The organism is Gemmatimonas aurantiaca, assembly GCF_037190085.1.
Taxonomy (GTDB): domain Bacteria; phylum Gemmatimonadota; class Gemmatimonadetes; order Gemmatimonadales; family Gemmatimonadaceae; genus Gemmatimonas; species Gemmatimonas aurantiaca_A.
Genome location: NZ_JBBCJO010000012.1, coordinates 394539 through 409421, shown reverse-complemented (window position 1 = coordinate 409421; position 14883 = coordinate 394539). Strand labels below are relative to the sequence as shown.

The 14883-nt window shown below is 65.4% G+C and carries 10 protein-coding genes and 1 pseudogene; 6 read left to right on the top strand and 5 right to left on the bottom strand.

The features are described 5' to 3' along the window. Positions 1-369 precede the first annotated feature (369 nt). A complete protein-coding gene (locus WG208_RS16345) occupies positions 370-1194 on the bottom strand; it encodes a M48 family metallopeptidase (protein ID WP_337172446.1) in 825 nt (274 codons plus the stop codon). 155 nt (positions 1195-1349) lie between these two features. On the opposite strand from WG208_RS16345, the gene WG208_RS16340 reads away from it, so the two are divergent. The 4 genes from WG208_RS16340 (at position 1350) to WG208_RS16325 (ending at position 5817) form a co-directional block, all read left to right on the top strand. Beyond that, positions 1350-2159 (top strand): RNA methyltransferase, encoded by an 810-nt coding sequence (locus WG208_RS16340; protein WP_337172445.1) that lies wholly within the window; start codon positions 1350-1352, stop codon positions 2157-2159. Between the two features lie 4 nt (positions 2160-2163). Continuing rightward, the gene (locus tag WG208_RS16335; RefSeq protein WP_337172444.1) at positions 2164-3054 is read left to right on the top strand and encodes a prepilin peptidase; all 891 of its coding nucleotides are present in this window, start codon (positions 2164-2166) and stop codon (positions 3052-3054) included. A gap of 75 nt (positions 3055-3129) precedes the next feature. Continuing rightward, a complete protein-coding gene (locus WG208_RS16330) occupies positions 3130-4488 on the top strand; it encodes a hypothetical protein (protein WP_337172443.1) in 1359 nt (452 codons plus the stop codon). A gap of 18 nt (positions 4489-4506) precedes the next feature. Further along, positions 4507-5817 carry a DUF445 domain-containing protein gene (locus tag WG208_RS16325; RefSeq protein ID WP_337172442.1) on the top strand — a complete coding sequence of 437 codons (1311 nt, stop codon included), beginning with the start codon at positions 4507-4509 and terminating at the stop codon, positions 5815-5817. Here WG208_RS16325 and lon read toward each other — a convergent pair. Next, a complete protein-coding gene (gene lon / locus WG208_RS16320) occupies positions 5719-8247 on the bottom strand; it encodes an endopeptidase La (protein WP_337172441.1) in 2529 nt (842 codons plus the stop codon). The two genes, WG208_RS16325 and lon, sit on opposite strands and share 99 nt — an antisense overlap. A 314-nt stretch (positions 8248-8561) precedes the next feature. On the opposite strand from lon, the gene ffh reads away from it, so the two are divergent. Then, complete coding sequence (gene ffh, locus WG208_RS16315) at positions 8562-9917, top strand: signal recognition particle protein (RefSeq protein ID WP_337172440.1); 1356 nt, start codon at positions 8562-8564, stop codon at positions 9915-9917. Positions 9918-10016: 99 nt separating this feature from the next. Here the strand turns inward: ffh and WG208_RS16310 are convergent, their stop codons facing one another. The 3 genes and pseudogenes from WG208_RS16310 to WG208_RS16300 form a co-directional block, all read right to left on the bottom strand. Continuing rightward, on the bottom strand, positions 10017-10499 hold the full coding sequence (locus WG208_RS16310; protein ID WP_337172439.1) for a hypothetical protein: 483 nt from the start codon (positions 10497-10499) through the stop codon (positions 10017-10019). A gap of 310 nt (positions 10500-10809) precedes the next feature. Beyond that, positions 10810-11385 (bottom strand): annotated as a pseudogene (locus WG208_RS16305) (carbonic anhydrase); the annotation flags it as partial. 20 nt (positions 11386-11405) lie between these two features. Further along, entirely contained in the window at positions 11406-12983 is a 1578-nt protein-coding gene (locus WG208_RS16300) for a SulP family inorganic anion transporter (protein WP_337172437.1), read from the bottom strand. A 216-nt stretch (positions 12984-13199) separates the two neighbouring features. On the opposite strand from WG208_RS16300, the gene WG208_RS16295 reads away from it, so the two are divergent. Continuing rightward, a complete protein-coding gene (locus WG208_RS16295) occupies positions 13200-14879 on the top strand; it encodes a D-aminoacylase (protein ID WP_337172436.1) in 1680 nt (559 codons plus the stop codon). The last annotated feature ends 4 nt before the right edge of the window (positions 14880-14883 follow it).

The window sequence follows — 14883 nt, the reverse complement described above, 5'->3', positions numbered from 1 at the left end:
GGCTCGCGTGGGAGACTCTCACTTGGGGAGCGCTGGCCAGATTGTGTGGGCGCCCTGCGGGCGCGATACCCGCAGGATGAACAGCGGGATAAAAGCAGGATAAAAGCAGGATAGTCCTATGCCGGGAGCAGGTGATGTCGCGTGTCGGACAGGCAGTTTTTTGAATTGAACTGCGGGAGAAGAACGGGCCCAACCGCGCGACGGTTGTCTCCGTAGTTCATTTCAAAAAATCCACCTGTCCCCAGCGCGATGTCCTCGTCGCCCGCACGGGACAAATCCTGCTTTTATCCGGCTATTCATCCTGCGGGTATCGCCGCCGCAGGCGGCCCCGCACAGCCAGTAGATCACCTCGAGTCTATGGGGATCCGACTACCGCCCCGTCTGCGTATGCGGCAAACTGGCCAGCCGCCGCTTGAAGGCCTGAAAGGCCGGTGAATCGCGCGTGAGGGACTTGAGAATCACCGGGTCGATCTTCTCGATCTCCTTTTCGGTGGCTTCGATGCGGCTCTCCTCCACCGGATGTGACGAGAAGAACCCTTCCACCCCCGAGGGATTGCGCTGGCGCTCGGCGAGCAGGATGCGGAACATGCTCGGCATGCCCCGCGGGTCGATACCCGCCCGCGTCACGTACTTCACGCCATAACGATCGGCTTCGGCTTCGTCATCACGGCTGAACTTCGCAAAGCCCGCCTGCGCCAGGACCTGCACACCCGCGCCGGCGGCACCCTGACAGAAGGACGGTGCCAGAATGCAGCCGATGCTGAGTCCGGCGTTGGCCCGCTGCGCGGCGGCCATCTGCTTCATGCTGTGACGCTGCGTGACGTGCGCGATTTCATGACCGATCACGCCGGCCAGTTCGGACATGTTGGTGGTCTTCTCGATCAGCCCACGATTGACGTAGATGTGACCACCGGGCACGGCGAACGCGTTGATGTCGCTCTGATCCACGACGTTGAAGCGCCAGGTCAGACTCCGGTCGTCCACCACGCGCGCGATGGAATCGCCGAGCACGTTGATGTACCGCACGACTTCGGGATCGCGGACCATGGGCAGTTCGCGCTCGACCTGCTGCGCGTAGTCGTTGCCCATGGCCACTTCCTGACTCGTGTTGGGCACACAGGCTCCGAACAGCAGCACGATGGCGGCCAGTGACGTGCCGGCCAGACGTGCTCCAAGGCGTCTCGAGAGGACCATATGATTGCGCCGTACGTTCATGCGGTTGTGGAAGCGGTCGGGTCTGCAGATACTTGCTGGTACCTACCGGTACTCACAGGTGCTGGCAGATACTACCCGGATCGCCATCGTTTGCGCCGTACTGCCATGCCTCCGCCAGCTCCAACCCGGACGTCGTGAAGCTACTGACCCTTGCCCGTGATCTGCAGCGCCGAAAGGGCCGCGAGCGCCAGCAGCGTTTCGTGGCCGAGGGCGTGCGCGCGGTGGAGACCCTGCTGGCATCGCCCCTGGCGATCACCGGCATGCTGGCCAGTCCCGATGGCGCGTCGGACGCCCGTCGTGCGCGTCTCCTGACCGAGGCGCGGGCGCGGGGGATTCCCGTGCTGGAGGTCACGGAGAGCGAACTGCTGAGCGCGGCCGATACGGAGTCCCCGCAGGGCGTGCTGGCGGTGGCGGAGATCCCCACCCGTCGCCTGCCGGACCCCATGCCGCGCCAGGCCCGTCTGCTCATCCTGGACGCCCTGCAGGACCCCGGAAACGTGGGTACCGTCATCAGGACCGCGGCGGCGCTGGAAGTCACCGCCACGATCGCCCTGCCTGGCACGGTGGACCTCTGGAACGCCAAGGTCGTGCGGGGCAGCATGGGCGCCCTGTTCCAGCATCCGGCACTGGCGATGTCCTGGGCGGAGTGCGCCGCGGCCCTTGCCGCTCAGGGATTCGGGATCCTCGCGGCCGACACGGACGGCCAGCCCCTGGAGGAGATGCTCCGCGCGGGCATTCCCGATCGTGTGGCGCTCGTCGTGAGCAATGAAGGGGCAGGGCTGTCGCCCGAGGTGGCGAGCGCCGTCACCCGCCGGGTGGCCATCGCCATGGCCCCCGAAGTGGAATCGCTCAATGTGGGCGTGGCCACCGGCATCCTGCTGCATGGTCTGCGGGAAGGACAACGCGGAGAACCCGTGGCGACCGGCCCCTCTGGTTCGTCCTGAACACATGGTCGCCGATATCGATTACACCGGTCCGCTCACGGCAGGATTGCTCCACGCACTCCCGTTGTTCGATCAGCTGCTCATCCTGGTGCCCGTCTTCGTTCTGGGCGCCGCGATCGGCTCGTTCCTGAACGTCTGCATTTCGCGCTGGCCGCTGGAGCTGAGCGTGGTGCGGCCCCGTTCACGCTGCCCGCGCTGCGAACGGCCTATCCAGTGGCACGAGAACATTCCGTTGGTGAGCTGGCTGCTGCTGCGCGGCAAATGCCGCGGATGTGCGCTGCCCATCTCCATGCAATATCCCCTGGTGGAGTTGCTCGTGGGACTGGGCTGGGTGGCCAGTGTGTACGCCTTCGGCATGTCCTTCGAAGCCGTGCGGGTGGCGGTGTTCGGCACCATCCTCTTCGGCATCGCGGTGACCGATGCGAAGCACTACCTCATTCCGGATGGATTCACCGTCTCCGGTCTCGTGCTGATGCTGGGGTTCGCCATCGCGAACTTCTTCCTGCAGGAGTCCACCCGTTTTGCCTCCGCCTGGCCGGCCATTCTGGGCGCCTGCGTGGGCGCGGGTGCCATCACGCTGATCGGATGGCTCGCCGAGGTCGTGATGAAACGCGAAGCCATGGGGTTCGGTGATACCACACTGATGGCGGTGGTGGGCGCCGCCGTGGGCGCCGAACGCTCGCTGCTCACCATCATCGTGGGGGCATTCGTGGGCGCCGTGGTGTTTCTCGTGATCGTCGGACCCATCGTGAAGATCCGCAGTGCGCGTCGCAATGAACCCTTTGCCTTCCCCGATGTACCATTCGGGGTATTCCTTGCGCCGGCCGCGATGCTGGTCTTGCTTTGGGGTGATGCGCTGATCACGTGGTACATGCAGCGCGCGTTCCCCGCCTGAGGCCTCTCCCGGTCGTATCCAGGCCGTACCCGAGCTGTATTCCGAGCCGTATCCACGTCGTACCCGCGGTTGCCCATGTCGTCGAAAACGTCTTCGTCCTTCCCGTTCCCGCGTCTCCGGATGCCGGGTGGCCATGCGACACGTGCCCGCCGGCTTCTCGCCGCGTCGTTGACCGCGTCGCTGACCGCACTGGCCCTCTCGGCCTGCGGTGACAAACCCGCCGGGGATGGCCCCTATGCCGATCTCGTCGCGAAGTACGTGCCGCGCATCGAGCAGGAAATGAGACTGCCGTTCAAGACGCCGCCCAAGCTCGAAATGCGCTCACGCGACGAGGTCGCGAAATTCGTCCGGCATCAGCTGGAAAGTGAACGCGGACAGCAGCAGATCGCGGGGCAGGAAGGTGTCTATCGCATTCTCGGACTCATTCCCGACACGCTGCAACTCGCGCCGCTGCTGCAGCGCCTGCTCGAGGAGCAGATCGTGGGATACTACGATCCGGCCACCAAGGTGCTGTACGTCGTGGAAGGGGCGCCCACCGCGCTGATCGATCAGACCGTGGCGCACGAACTCGTGCATGCGCTGCAGGACCAGTACGTGAAGATCGATTCCATTCAGGCGCAGGCCGACGACGCCGATCGACAGGTGGCCGCGCAGGCCGTGCTCGAAGGGCAGGCGGTGTTCATGCAACTCCGCGTGGATCCCAATGCGAGCCCGATGCTCAAGATGCCCGGTGGATGGGATCGTATCCGCGATCTGATCCGTGACGGCTCGGTCGGCATGCCGGTGTTCGCGTCGGCGCCGCGCACGGTGCGCGAGGGGTTGTTGTTCCCCTATCTCGGTGGCGCGGACTTCGTGCGCCGGTTCATCAACCAGCGTCCCGAGAAGGAACTGCTCACCGACCTGCCGGTGAGCACGAAGCAGATCCTGAGCGATGCGGCGTATTTCACCGCGACGCCCGCCGAGCGTGATGTGCCGGTGACGGTCACGCTCCCGGCTCCGCGAGCGGGAACGGTGGTGTTCACCAACACGTTCGGTGAATTCGAAACGCGGCTGGCCCTGTCGCAGCACATCAGGAACGACGACCTCGCGCGCCGCGCCGCCGGTGGCTGGGACGGCGACCGGTTCGCGCTCGTGCGCACCGCCGATGGCGACGCCCTGGTGTGGGCGTCTGTATGGGACTCGGCGGTCGATGCAGCCGACTTCCTCGATGTCATGGGCGACGCCGCACGCCGTCGGTATGAACTGGGCAAGCCCACCATCGCGCCCGGAGCAACCACCCGGCGCATCGACGCGCCCGCCACGCCCAGGCGGGCCGCCCGTACGGTGACCCTGCAGTTGGAACAGGTGAACGGCAAGCCCGTAGTGCTGTTCATGGACTACCCCGCCCGTTCCGCCGCACCGATCGATCCGGTGCGCATCACCGTCCAGCGTTGACGTGGTGGGCACACGGTGGTGACATCGCCCACGGTTCCTGACCAGTCGGTTCCCCAGGAGCTTCCGGTCGCGCTGCGGATCACACCCGACGACGAGATCCGTCGCGTTCGTCTGGTGCAGATGAAGCGGGTGGCCATCATCATGTTGGTGGCCGTGGCCGTGCTGTTTCTGATCGCACGGATGCTGGAGGCGCGATACACCTGGCTCGGGTTCGTGCGCGCCTTCGCCGAGGCAGCCATGGTGGGCGGGATCGCCGACTGGTTCGCGGTGACGGCACTGTTTCGTCATCCGCTCGGGTTGCCGATTCCGCACACGGCCATCGTGCCGGCACGCAAGGACCGCATCGGCACGGCTCTGGGCAACTTCGTGCAGCGCAATTTTCTCACGCGCGAAGTGGTAGCCGAGAAACTCGTCGCCATGCGCCTGGGTGAACGCGCCGCCGAGTGGCTGGCCCGACCGGAGAACAGTCGACGTCTCGCGCGTGCGGCCGCGCATGGATTGTCCGGTGCCGCCAACGTCATGCGCGATGAAGACGTGCAGACGCTGGTGGACAAGGGTATCGTCGCGCGTCTCCGGCGCATGCAGGCGGCGCCGCTCGCGGCCAAGGCGTTCGAACTGCTCACGGTCGACGGACGGCATCAGGCGCTGCTCGATGATGCCCTGCGTCTCGCCGCGCGGTTTCTCGACGAGAACGAGACCATGATCCGCGAGCGGATCAAGCAGGAGAGTCCGTGGTGGGTGCCCGGCGCCGTCGAGAGCAAACTGGGCGACAAGATCGTGACCGGCGTGGAGAAGACGCTCGTGGCCGTGGCCGCCGATCCGCAGCATCCCCTGCGCAAGCGGTATGATGAGGCGGTGGAGCGTTTTGTGGTCAATCTCCGCGAGAATCCCGAAACGATCGCACGGGCGGAGCAGATCAAACTCGATCTGCTCGATCATCCAAGTGTCGCGGAGTTCTCACGCGAGGTCTGGAACGATGTGAAGGAGCGCATCGCATCGTACGCCGAGCGTCTGGCCGACGAAGCGGAACACGAACCCGATCAGGTCGAGCGCTGGCTCACCGGTCTTGGACAGAAGGTGCTGCAGGATCCGACGCTGGCCGCCAAGGTCAACGGCTGGATCGTGGAGCTGGTGACCTATTCGGTGGAGCAGGCCCGCGAAGAAGTCGCGCGCCTGATCGCCTCCACCGTGGCGGCCTGGGACGCCACCGCGACCTCCCGGAAGATCGAACTACAGATCGGCCGAGATCTGCAGTTCATTCGTATCAACGGGACGATCGTGGGTGGTCTGGTTGGGCTCGCGTTGTACTCGATCGGATTGCTGATCTGACGGCCGGGCCGGCGCATCGTCATGCGCACCATCGCGTGGCGCCGCATCGGCCGGATGCATGTCCGGATGCGGCAGCAGCGCCAGGTGCAGCACTTCATCCATGGCGCTGGCGAACGTGAACGCCATCTTCGCCCGCACTTCCTGCGGCACGTCCCGCACGTCCTTTTCGTTCCCCTTGGGAAGGATCACTTCCCGAAGACCGGCCCGATAAGCGGCCAACACCTTCTCCTTCACCCCGCCGATCTCGAGGACCCTGCCACGCAGCGTGACTTCACCCGTGAGGGCGAGATCACGGCGCACCGGGCGACGCGACAGCGCACTCGCCAGCGCCAGCGTGACGGCAATGCCGGCCGACGGGCCGTCCTTGGGAATCGAACCGGCAGGGAAATGCAGATGCAGATCGGCATCGCGGAATTCCCGGTCGGCGATTCCCAGTGACCGGGCGCGCGAACGTACGAACGAATACGCCGCATCCACCGATTCCCGCATCACGTCGCCGAGCTGTCCGGTGACGGTGAGTTTCCCGCCGCCCGGCATGCGCAACGCCTCGATGGTCATCAGTTCGCCACCGGTATTGGTCCATGCGAGACCGGTGACGGCGCCGATCTCCGGCTCCTTCTCGGCTTCTTCCATGGGGAAACGCGGCGCGCCGAGCATCTCTTCCGTGCGCACGGCATCGATCTCCCAGGCACTGTCGTCACCGTCGGCCTTCGCCCGCGCCCGCTTGCGCATGATGGACGCGATCGAACGTTCGAACGTCCGCAGGCCGGCTTCGCGCGAGTACCGGCTGGTGATGAACCCCAGCACACTCTCCGGGATGTGGAGATCCGTGTCCTCGAGACCATGGTCGGCCAGCAGACGCGGAATGAGATAACGCTGCGCGATCTCCACCTTCTCCTCGATGGTGTAGCCCGCGATGCGGATCACTTCCATGCGATCGCGCAACGGGCCGGGAATGTCGAAGAGATTGTTGGCCGTACAGATGAACAGCACGCTCGAGAGATCGAACGGCAGATTGAGATAGTGATCGACGAAGGTGCTGTTCTGCGACGGATCGAGCACTTCCAGCATGGCCGCCGTGGGATCGCCGCCGGTGCCGCCCGAGCTCATCTTGTCGATCTCGTCGATCATGATGACGGGATCGCGCACTTCCACACGCCGGAGGGCCTGAATGAGCATGCCCGGCATGGCGCCCACGTACGTGCGGCGATGGCCGCGGATCTCGGCTTCGTCGCGCACGCCGCCCACGGAGATGCGGTAGAACGCCCGGTCGATGCTCTTGGCGATGGCTTCGCCCAGCGAGGTCTTGCCGGTGCCCGGCGGTCCCACGAAACAGAGAATGGGACCCGTCGGATCACCGCCTCGCAGTTTGCGCACCGCCAGGTATTCGATGATGCGTTCCTTCGCCTCGTCGAGCCCGTAGTGCCGTTCGTCGAGCGCGTCTTCGACCTTGCTGAGCGCGATCTCCTGATCGTTGGCGCTGCGGATGTGCCAGGGCAGGGCGAGCACCCAGTCGAGATACGTGCGCAACACCTGGTACTCGCTGGAGGCCGGCGAGAGCATGCGCAGGCGTTCGGTCTCACGACGGGCTTCGGCGGCCACCTTGTCGGGCAACTGCGCGTCCTCGATGCGGCGCAGCAGATCGATGGATTCCTTTTCGTTCGGATCGGCCTCGCCAAGCTCCGACTGGATGGCCCGCAGTTGCTGCCGCAGATAGAACTCGCGCTGATGCTGCTCGATCTTGATCTCGGTCTGCTTCTTGACGTCCTCCATCACACGCGCGCGCGCGACCTCGCGTTCGAGACGCGACAGGATGAACCGGATGCGCTGGCCGATGTCGAGACGCTGCAGCACCTCCTCCTTGTCGGCGATGCGCAGGTTCATGTTGGTGGCGGCGAGATCCGCAAAACGTCCCGGGTCGGAGACGTTCATCTTGAGGATCTGCGGCACTTCGTTGGGGATGCGGTCGACCAGTTCGGCGAGGGTTTCCGCGGCGGCGACCGTCCGTGCCACGAGTTCGTCCAGCTCCGCCGCCTCGGGCGGGGTTTCCCGGGCGCCCTGCACCCTGGCCACGGCAAATGGCGTGACCTGTTCGATGGCGTCGATGGTGATGCGACGGAGCCCCTGCAGCGTGATCTGCACCGTGTCACCGGGCAGATTGATCCGCTCATGGACCCGCGCCGCCACGCCCACCCGGCCCACGAACTTCGCGGGGTCGATGGCATCGTCGCTGTCTCCCGAGGCCACCATGAGCGCCACCACCAGACCGGACTCCTCGTGGGCTCTGAGGAGCGCGAGATTCTCGGGGGCTCCCATCTGCACGGCGATCGTTCCCAGTGGATAAACGATCGTGGAGCGCAGCGCCATCAGGGGCAGCGTCGGCGGCAGCTCGGCGCGAAGGATCTCTTCCTTCCGCTGGCCGCGGGGCATCTGAATGGAGGGGAAGCGCGATGGAGTTCGGGACACGGCAAGGTGACCGGAGGTGTGACGGCACGGAGTGACAGCACGAGCCGGAACGGGCCAATCTAGGCCGGCGGTGCGGGGCGGCAACGCGTGATTCCGACGCAAGATGCCGTCCTGGCGGCCCCTTTCGTCACCCCCATGGCACAGAAGGTGTGATCCCGGCGCCCTTGACTGTCTCGTGGCGGGAAGCCGGGCATGGCGCCGGAGCTGCCGGACCCGTGGTACAGCCTGCCGCATGGCCCGGAGTACAAGCGGGCCCGCTGGCATGGTAGTTTGCAGGGATGTTCGACGAGCTCACAGACAAACTCGGTAACGTTTTCGCGAAGCTGCGTGGTCGCGGCGTCCTGACCGAGTCCGATATCAAGGACGGGATGCGCGAGGTCCGCCGCGTCCTGCTCGAAGCCGATGTCAATTTTTCGCTGACCCGCGAATTCCTGGAACGGGTCGAGAAGAAGGCCGTGGGGGTGCTGCAGCTCAAGCAGGTGCAGCCGGCGCAGCAACTCGTCAAGATCGTGCACGACGAGCTCACCACCATGCTCGGCGAGCGGCGTGAAGGGCTCAAGATGAGTTCCGTGCCGCCCACCGTCGTCATGATGGTGGGGTTGCAGGGGTCGGGTAAGACCACCACCGCCGGCAAGCTCGCCCGCAGGCTCAAGCTCGAAAACAGGAGCACGCGACTCGTGGCGGCCGACGTGTACCGTCCCGCGGCCATCGATCAGCTCGAGACGCTCGGCAAGTCGCTCGATGTGCCCGTCTACGCCGACCGCACCACGCAGGATGTGGTGAAGATCGCGAAGGCCGGCATCGATCAGGGTGTGCGCAATCGCGACCGCGTGGTCATCGTCGACACGGCCGGTCGCCTGCAGATCGACGCCGACATGATGGACGAGCTCAAGCGGCTCAAGGCGGCCATCAAGCCCGATGAGATTCTCTTCGTGGCCGACGGCATGACCGGCCAGGAAGCCGTGAAGATCGCGCAGGGCTTCAACGAGGCGCTCGACGTCACCGGGGTGATTCTCACCAAGCTCGATGGTGACGCCCGCGGTGGTGCGGCGCTTTCCATCTACGGTGTGCTCAAGAAGCCGATCAAGTACATCGGCGTGGGTGAAAAGAGCGACGCGCTGGAGGAGTTCCATCCGGAACGCATGGCGGGACGCATCCTGCAGATGGGTGACGTCGTCTCGCTCGTGGAGAAGGCGCAGGAAGCGTTCGACGCCACCGAAGCGAAGAAGCTCGAGAAGAAGGTCCGCAAGGAAGGCATGGATCTCGAGGACTTCCTGTCGGCCATGCGGCAGATGCAGAAACTCGGTCCCTTCGAGAATCTCCTCAAGCTGCTGCCGGGTGTGAACCCGAAGATGCTGAAGGACGTGAAGATGGACCCCAAGCGCATGAAGCACATCGAAGCCATCGTGCTCTCCATGACGCCGCAGGAGCGCAAGAAGCCGGAACTCATCAACGGCTCACGGCGGGCGCGCATTGCCAAGGGCAGTGGCCGCACCGTGACCGAGGTGAACCGGCTGCTCGAGCAGTTCCGCGAAATGCAGAAGATGATGAAGAAGATGAGTGGTGGTGCGGGCGGAAAGGGTGGAATGCCGCGCATGCCGTTCGGCGGGGGAGGGATGTTCGGGCTCCGCTGATCCGGAGCCCGTCGTCATCTTCCGCCACGTGCCCGCTCACCGGCGGGCACGCGTGTTTTCAGCCGGCTGTCATTCAGGCTTCCGGCAGGCTTCCGTCATTCAGCCTTCGGCCGACACCACGGAGTCGAGTCCGGGCCAGGCCGGCAGATTGTACACGACCAGGGTGCGCAGGTAGTGCCGCCCCTCGTCGCCATGGGCCGCCAGTACCGCTTCGGCGCCCCGCACCACGGCGTCCCGTTCACCGTACGGCGGTTCGAGCTCGTCGGGAATGACCCCGTTCTCGTGTGTCACGCCGATGGTGTCGAGAAAGGTGATCTGATACTGCGGCTCGAGGTCCACATACAGCAGCTGCAGCAGCTCGAGTTCGTCCTGCGCCGTGAGTGCGCCCAGGCGCAGGGCTTCCTTGCCGATGCGATCGGCCGGCCAGGACAGCAGGGTGGCGACACGAAAGCCGCCGCCCTTGGCCGCAATGCGTTGCGCATAGAGCGCCTTGGCGCCCTTGTGTCTGACGAGCGCCTGCTGCACGAGCCACGACCGGCGATCGGCTGACAGCGATTTGAATGGAGAGGGGATCTTGGCCATGGCACAAAACTAACGGCCGGCTCCCCGGGGAGGGGAACCGGCCGTCGTGTGGTGCAGGGACGCCATCGGGAGCGACGCCCAGGACATGGTCAAGAAGATCGCCGATCGGCGATCAGCGCTTGCCTGTCCCGCTCACGCCGTTCGCGGCCAGACGCTCCGCGACGCGCTGCGCGATGGAATCGGCGAGTTCGTCGCCGGCGAGTATGGGCGAAGGACCACGGCCCGCCAGCGGCGGCGGACCGGCCGGTACCCCCGAGAGACGGCGGGCGGCCAGTTGATCGGCCCCTTCCTGCGAGTCGATGCCGGTGGCGATCTCCTTGAGAATGCCGGTATGGAGATCGTACACCAGACCGTGCAGCAGCGGACGACGTCCCTTGGCCCAGGCGTTCTGTATCACCGGAGTCTCGGAGAGGTGGTACAACTGTTCGAGCACGTTGAGCTCGACGACACGATCGAAGCGGGCCTTGTCGTCGATGATGGACTCGAGCTCCGGCTTGTTCCACCGCACCACGTTGCGGATGGGCTGCAGCCAGTGATCCACCAGGCCGTGCTGGTCGGTGGTCATCGCGGCTTTCACACCGCCGCAGCCATAGTGGCCCGTGACCACGACGTGTTTGACGTCGAGCACATCGACGGCGTACTGCAGCACGCTCATGGCGTTCAGGTCGCTGGGCACGACGAGGTTCGCGATGTTGCGATGCACGAACAGTTCGCCGGGTTCCGTGCCCGTGACGACGTTGGCGGGCACACGACTGTCGGCGCAGCCGATGTACAGGAACAGCGGCTCCTGCCGCTGCGCCCGTCGATTGAAATATTCGGGGTCGGCCGCCACCATGGCGGCGGCCCACTCGCGGTTGTGCTGGATGATCTTGCGGAAACTTTCCATGGGGCGGGAGTCGTGGAAGGTCAGTGAGCGGGTGTCAGACCGACTTCGGGAACGCCCACGAGCCGGTAGTCGATGTTGCGCGAACGCGCGGTTTCACGGAACTCCAGCAGCGCTTCGAGTGCGTCGTAGTCGTAGCGGGCCGTCTTGCGTCCGTCGATTTCCACGCGGCAACCATCGGGCAGGGATTCGAGTTCACGCGCGATGCTGGCCTTGCTGAGGAACGTCACCTGATCGGGGAGCACGTACCGCGTGAGAATCGCGTCCGGCGGACTCACCTTCGTGAGACCGGGACGACGCATGTGTTCCGCGATGATGAAGGCGATGCCCACCACCAGTCCCACCCCGATGCCCCGGAGCAGATCGGTGAAGAGAATGGCCACGATGGTGATGGCGAACGGAATGAAGTGCGACCAGCCCAGACGCCAGGCCGACTTCCACAACGCCGGCGTGGTGAGCTTGAAGCCCGTCACCAGCAGCACGGCCGCCAGGGCGGCCAGCGGAATGCGATTGAGGAGACTCGCCAGCAGCAGCACCGCGATGATCAGCAGAATGCCGTGCAGAATGGCCGAGAGCCGCGAACGCGCGCCGGCATCCACGTTGGCCGAAGAACGCACGATCACGCCGGTGACGGGCAGACCGCCCAGCAGACCGGAGAGCATGTTGCCCAGTCCCTGCGCGAAGAGCTCCTTGTTCGCGGGGGCATCCCGCTTTTCGGGATCGAGCTTGTTGGTGGCTTCGAGACTGAGCAGCGACTCGAGACTGGCCACGATACCGATCGTGAGGGCGAGCATCCACACCTGCTGATTGGCGAGCGCCGACCAGTCGGGGCGGGTCAACTGCCCCCACACCGCACTCGCGCCATCGGTGGGCAGGGTGACGAGATGCGTGTCGCGGATGGCGAACGCCGGCGCCATGACGAGCAGCAGCTCGTTGAGGCCGACACTCAGCACGACGGCGGCGAGCGGCGCCGGAAACAGCTTCACCTTGGCCAGCGGCGTGCGCGGCCAGATGACCATGAGCAACACGCCCAGCAGCGCCGCGGTGATCGCACCGGGCTGCACATGCTGCAGGGCGCTGCCGATGGCGCCGAAGGTGTTTTCCCCGCTCGATCCCACGAACGAAAAATCCCCCTCGGCGTCGGCGTCGTACCCGACTGCGTGGGGGATCTGTTTGAGGATGAGTGTGAGACCGATCGCCGCCAGCATCCCTTTGATGACTGACGACGGGAAGTAGTAGCCGATGACGCCGGCCCTCGCGGCACCGAGTCCGATCTGGAGGGCGCCCCCCAGAACGACCGCCGGGAGGAAGGCGGCAAACCCTCCCACCTGTGCGATACCGGTGATGACGATGGCGGTGAGGCCCGCGGCGGGGCCGCTGACCATGAGCTGCGAGCCGGAGACCGCTCCGACGACGATGCCGCCGACGACGCCGGCAACGACACCCGAGAGCAGGGGCGCACCCGACGCGAGAGCCACGCCGAGGCAGAGGGGAAGCGCAACGAGGAAGACCACGACCGAGGCGGGCACGTCATCACGCCACGTCGCAAACAGCCCGCCGGGAGCGGGGCCGTTGATCGACGCGTGCGAGGACGTCCCCAACGCTCTGATCGGACCTGTAGACGGTGCACCGAGAGGTGCAGGGGCGGGAGCCGTCATGCGGTGTCCTGACAGAAGTGGCGAACGACCATCCGGGGCGGGCTCAAATCCACCCCGGAGGTGAAAAACGAGAACCACGGGAGCCTAACGCTACGCCGCAGTGTGTGCCAAGTTCCCAATCCAAAGGACCTTTTTCCCTACCGATATCCCGCGATATCCATGGCATCCGCGGCCCGACGCATTTCCCCCTGGCTGGCCCTTCTGGCCACCCTTGCCTGTTCCGGTGAACCCGCCTATGACGTGGTCATCCGCGGCGGCACAGTCTACGATGGATCGGGAGGTCCCCCCGTCGTGGCCGATGTGGCCGTGTTGGGTGATTCCATCGTCCTCGTTGGAGACGTTCCGGAAAAGGGGCGAACGGAGGTGGACGCCACGGGAATGGCGGTGTCCCCCGGATTCATCAACATGCTGAGCTGGGCCACCGAGTCGCTCATCCAGGACGGCCGGAGCCAGAGCGACATCCGGCAGGGCGTGACACTGGAGGTGATGGGGGAAGGCGATTCGATGGGGCCATTGTCGGACACACTCCGCGCCTCGATGCTGGCCGAACAGGGGGACATCAAATATCCCATCACCTGGCGCACGCTGCGTGGTTATCAGGACTCGCTCGTGAAGAAGGGGATCAGCACCAACATCGCTTCGTTCATCGGGGCGACGACGGTGCGGATCAATCATGTCGGATGGGCCGACCGGGCACCCACGGCCACCGAACTCGGGATGATGCAGCAGGAGGTGCGCAAGGCGATGGAAGAGGGCGCCCTGGGGGTGGGGTCGTCTCTCATCTACGCCCCGGCGTTTTACGCGCGCACACCCGAACTCATCGCGCTGATGAAAGCCGCGGCCCCGTATGGCGGGATGTACATCTCGCACATGCGCAGCGAAGGCGTGAAGCTCGAGGAGGCCGTGAGTGAGCTGATCACGATCGCGAAGGAATCGGGCGCGCGTGCGGAGATCTATCATCTGAAGGCGGCGGGCGAGAGCAACTGGCCCAAGATGGATCGTGTGCTGGCGCGCATCGATTCGGCGCGTGCGGCGGGCCTCGAAATCACCGCCGATATCTATCCCTACACCGCCGGCGCAACGGGACTCGACGCGGCCATGCCGCCCTGGGTGCAGGAAGGCGGATATCCCGAATGGGCGCGTCGGTTGCAGGACCCGGCCATTCGCCGGAAGGTGGCCGAGGAAATGCGCACGCCCACCGACAAGTGGGAAAGCCTGCTGCTGGCCGCGGGCACACCCGATCACGTGTTGTTCTCCGGGTTCAAGGCCGACTCGCTCAAGCAGTACACGGGCAAGACGCTCGCCGAAGTGGCGAAGCTGCGGGGGACGGGCATCGAAGAGACGGCCATGGACCTGGTGGTGAAGGACGGATCGCGCGTGGGCACGATCTACTTCATCATCAACGAGGACAACATCGCGAAGCAGCTGCGGAAGCCGTGGGTGAGTGTGGGCTCCGACGCCGGATCGCTGGCCGCCGAGGGGGTGTTTCTCAAGAGCAATCCGCATCCGCGCGCCTACGGTTCGTTCGCCCGCATCCTGGGCAAGTACGTGCGCGAGGACTCCGTGCTCACACTCCAGGAGGCGGTACGCCGCATGACGTCGTTGCCGGCCACCAATCTGCGCATCAGGCGGCGAGGGGCACTCAAACCCGGATACTTCGCGGATATCGTGGTGTTCGATCCGAAGACCATTCGCGACAACGCCACCTTCGAACAACCGCATCAGTACGCCACCGGTGTGCGCGATGTGTTCGTGAATGGCACCGCGGTGTTGGCCAGGGGCGAGCACACCGGAGCCAAACCGGGACGCGTGGTGCTGGGCCCGGGCGCCCGGCAGTGAGGCA

What these genes read in the sequence shown, in the direction of transcription:
- WG208_RS16310 (WP_337172439.1), bottom strand. Translation starts at nt 10,499, where the DNA reads ATGGCCAAGATCCCCTCTCCATTCAAATCGCTGTCAGCCGATCGCCGG.
- WG208_RS16330 (WP_337172443.1), top strand. Translation starts at nt 3,130, where the DNA reads ATGTCGTCGAAAACGTCTTCGTCCTTCCCGTTCCCGCGTCTCCGGATG.
- ffh (WP_337172440.1), top strand. Translation starts at nt 8,562, where the DNA reads ATGTTCGACGAGCTCACAGACAAACTCGGTAACGTTTTCGCGAAGCTG.
- WG208_RS16335 (WP_337172444.1), top strand. Translation starts at nt 2,164, where the DNA reads ATGGTCGCCGATATCGATTACACCGGTCCGCTCACGGCAGGATTGCTC.
- WG208_RS16345 (WP_337172446.1), bottom strand. Translation starts at nt 1,194, where the DNA reads ATGGTCCTCTCGAGACGCCTTGGAGCACGTCTGGCCGGCACGTCACTG.
- lon (WP_337172441.1), bottom strand. Translation starts at nt 8,247, where the DNA reads ATGCCCCGCGGCCAGCGGAAGGAAGAGATCCTTCGCGCCGAGCTGCCG.
- WG208_RS16295 (WP_337172436.1), top strand. Translation starts at nt 13,200, where the DNA reads ATGGCATCCGCGGCCCGACGCATTTCCCCCTGGCTGGCCCTTCTGGCC.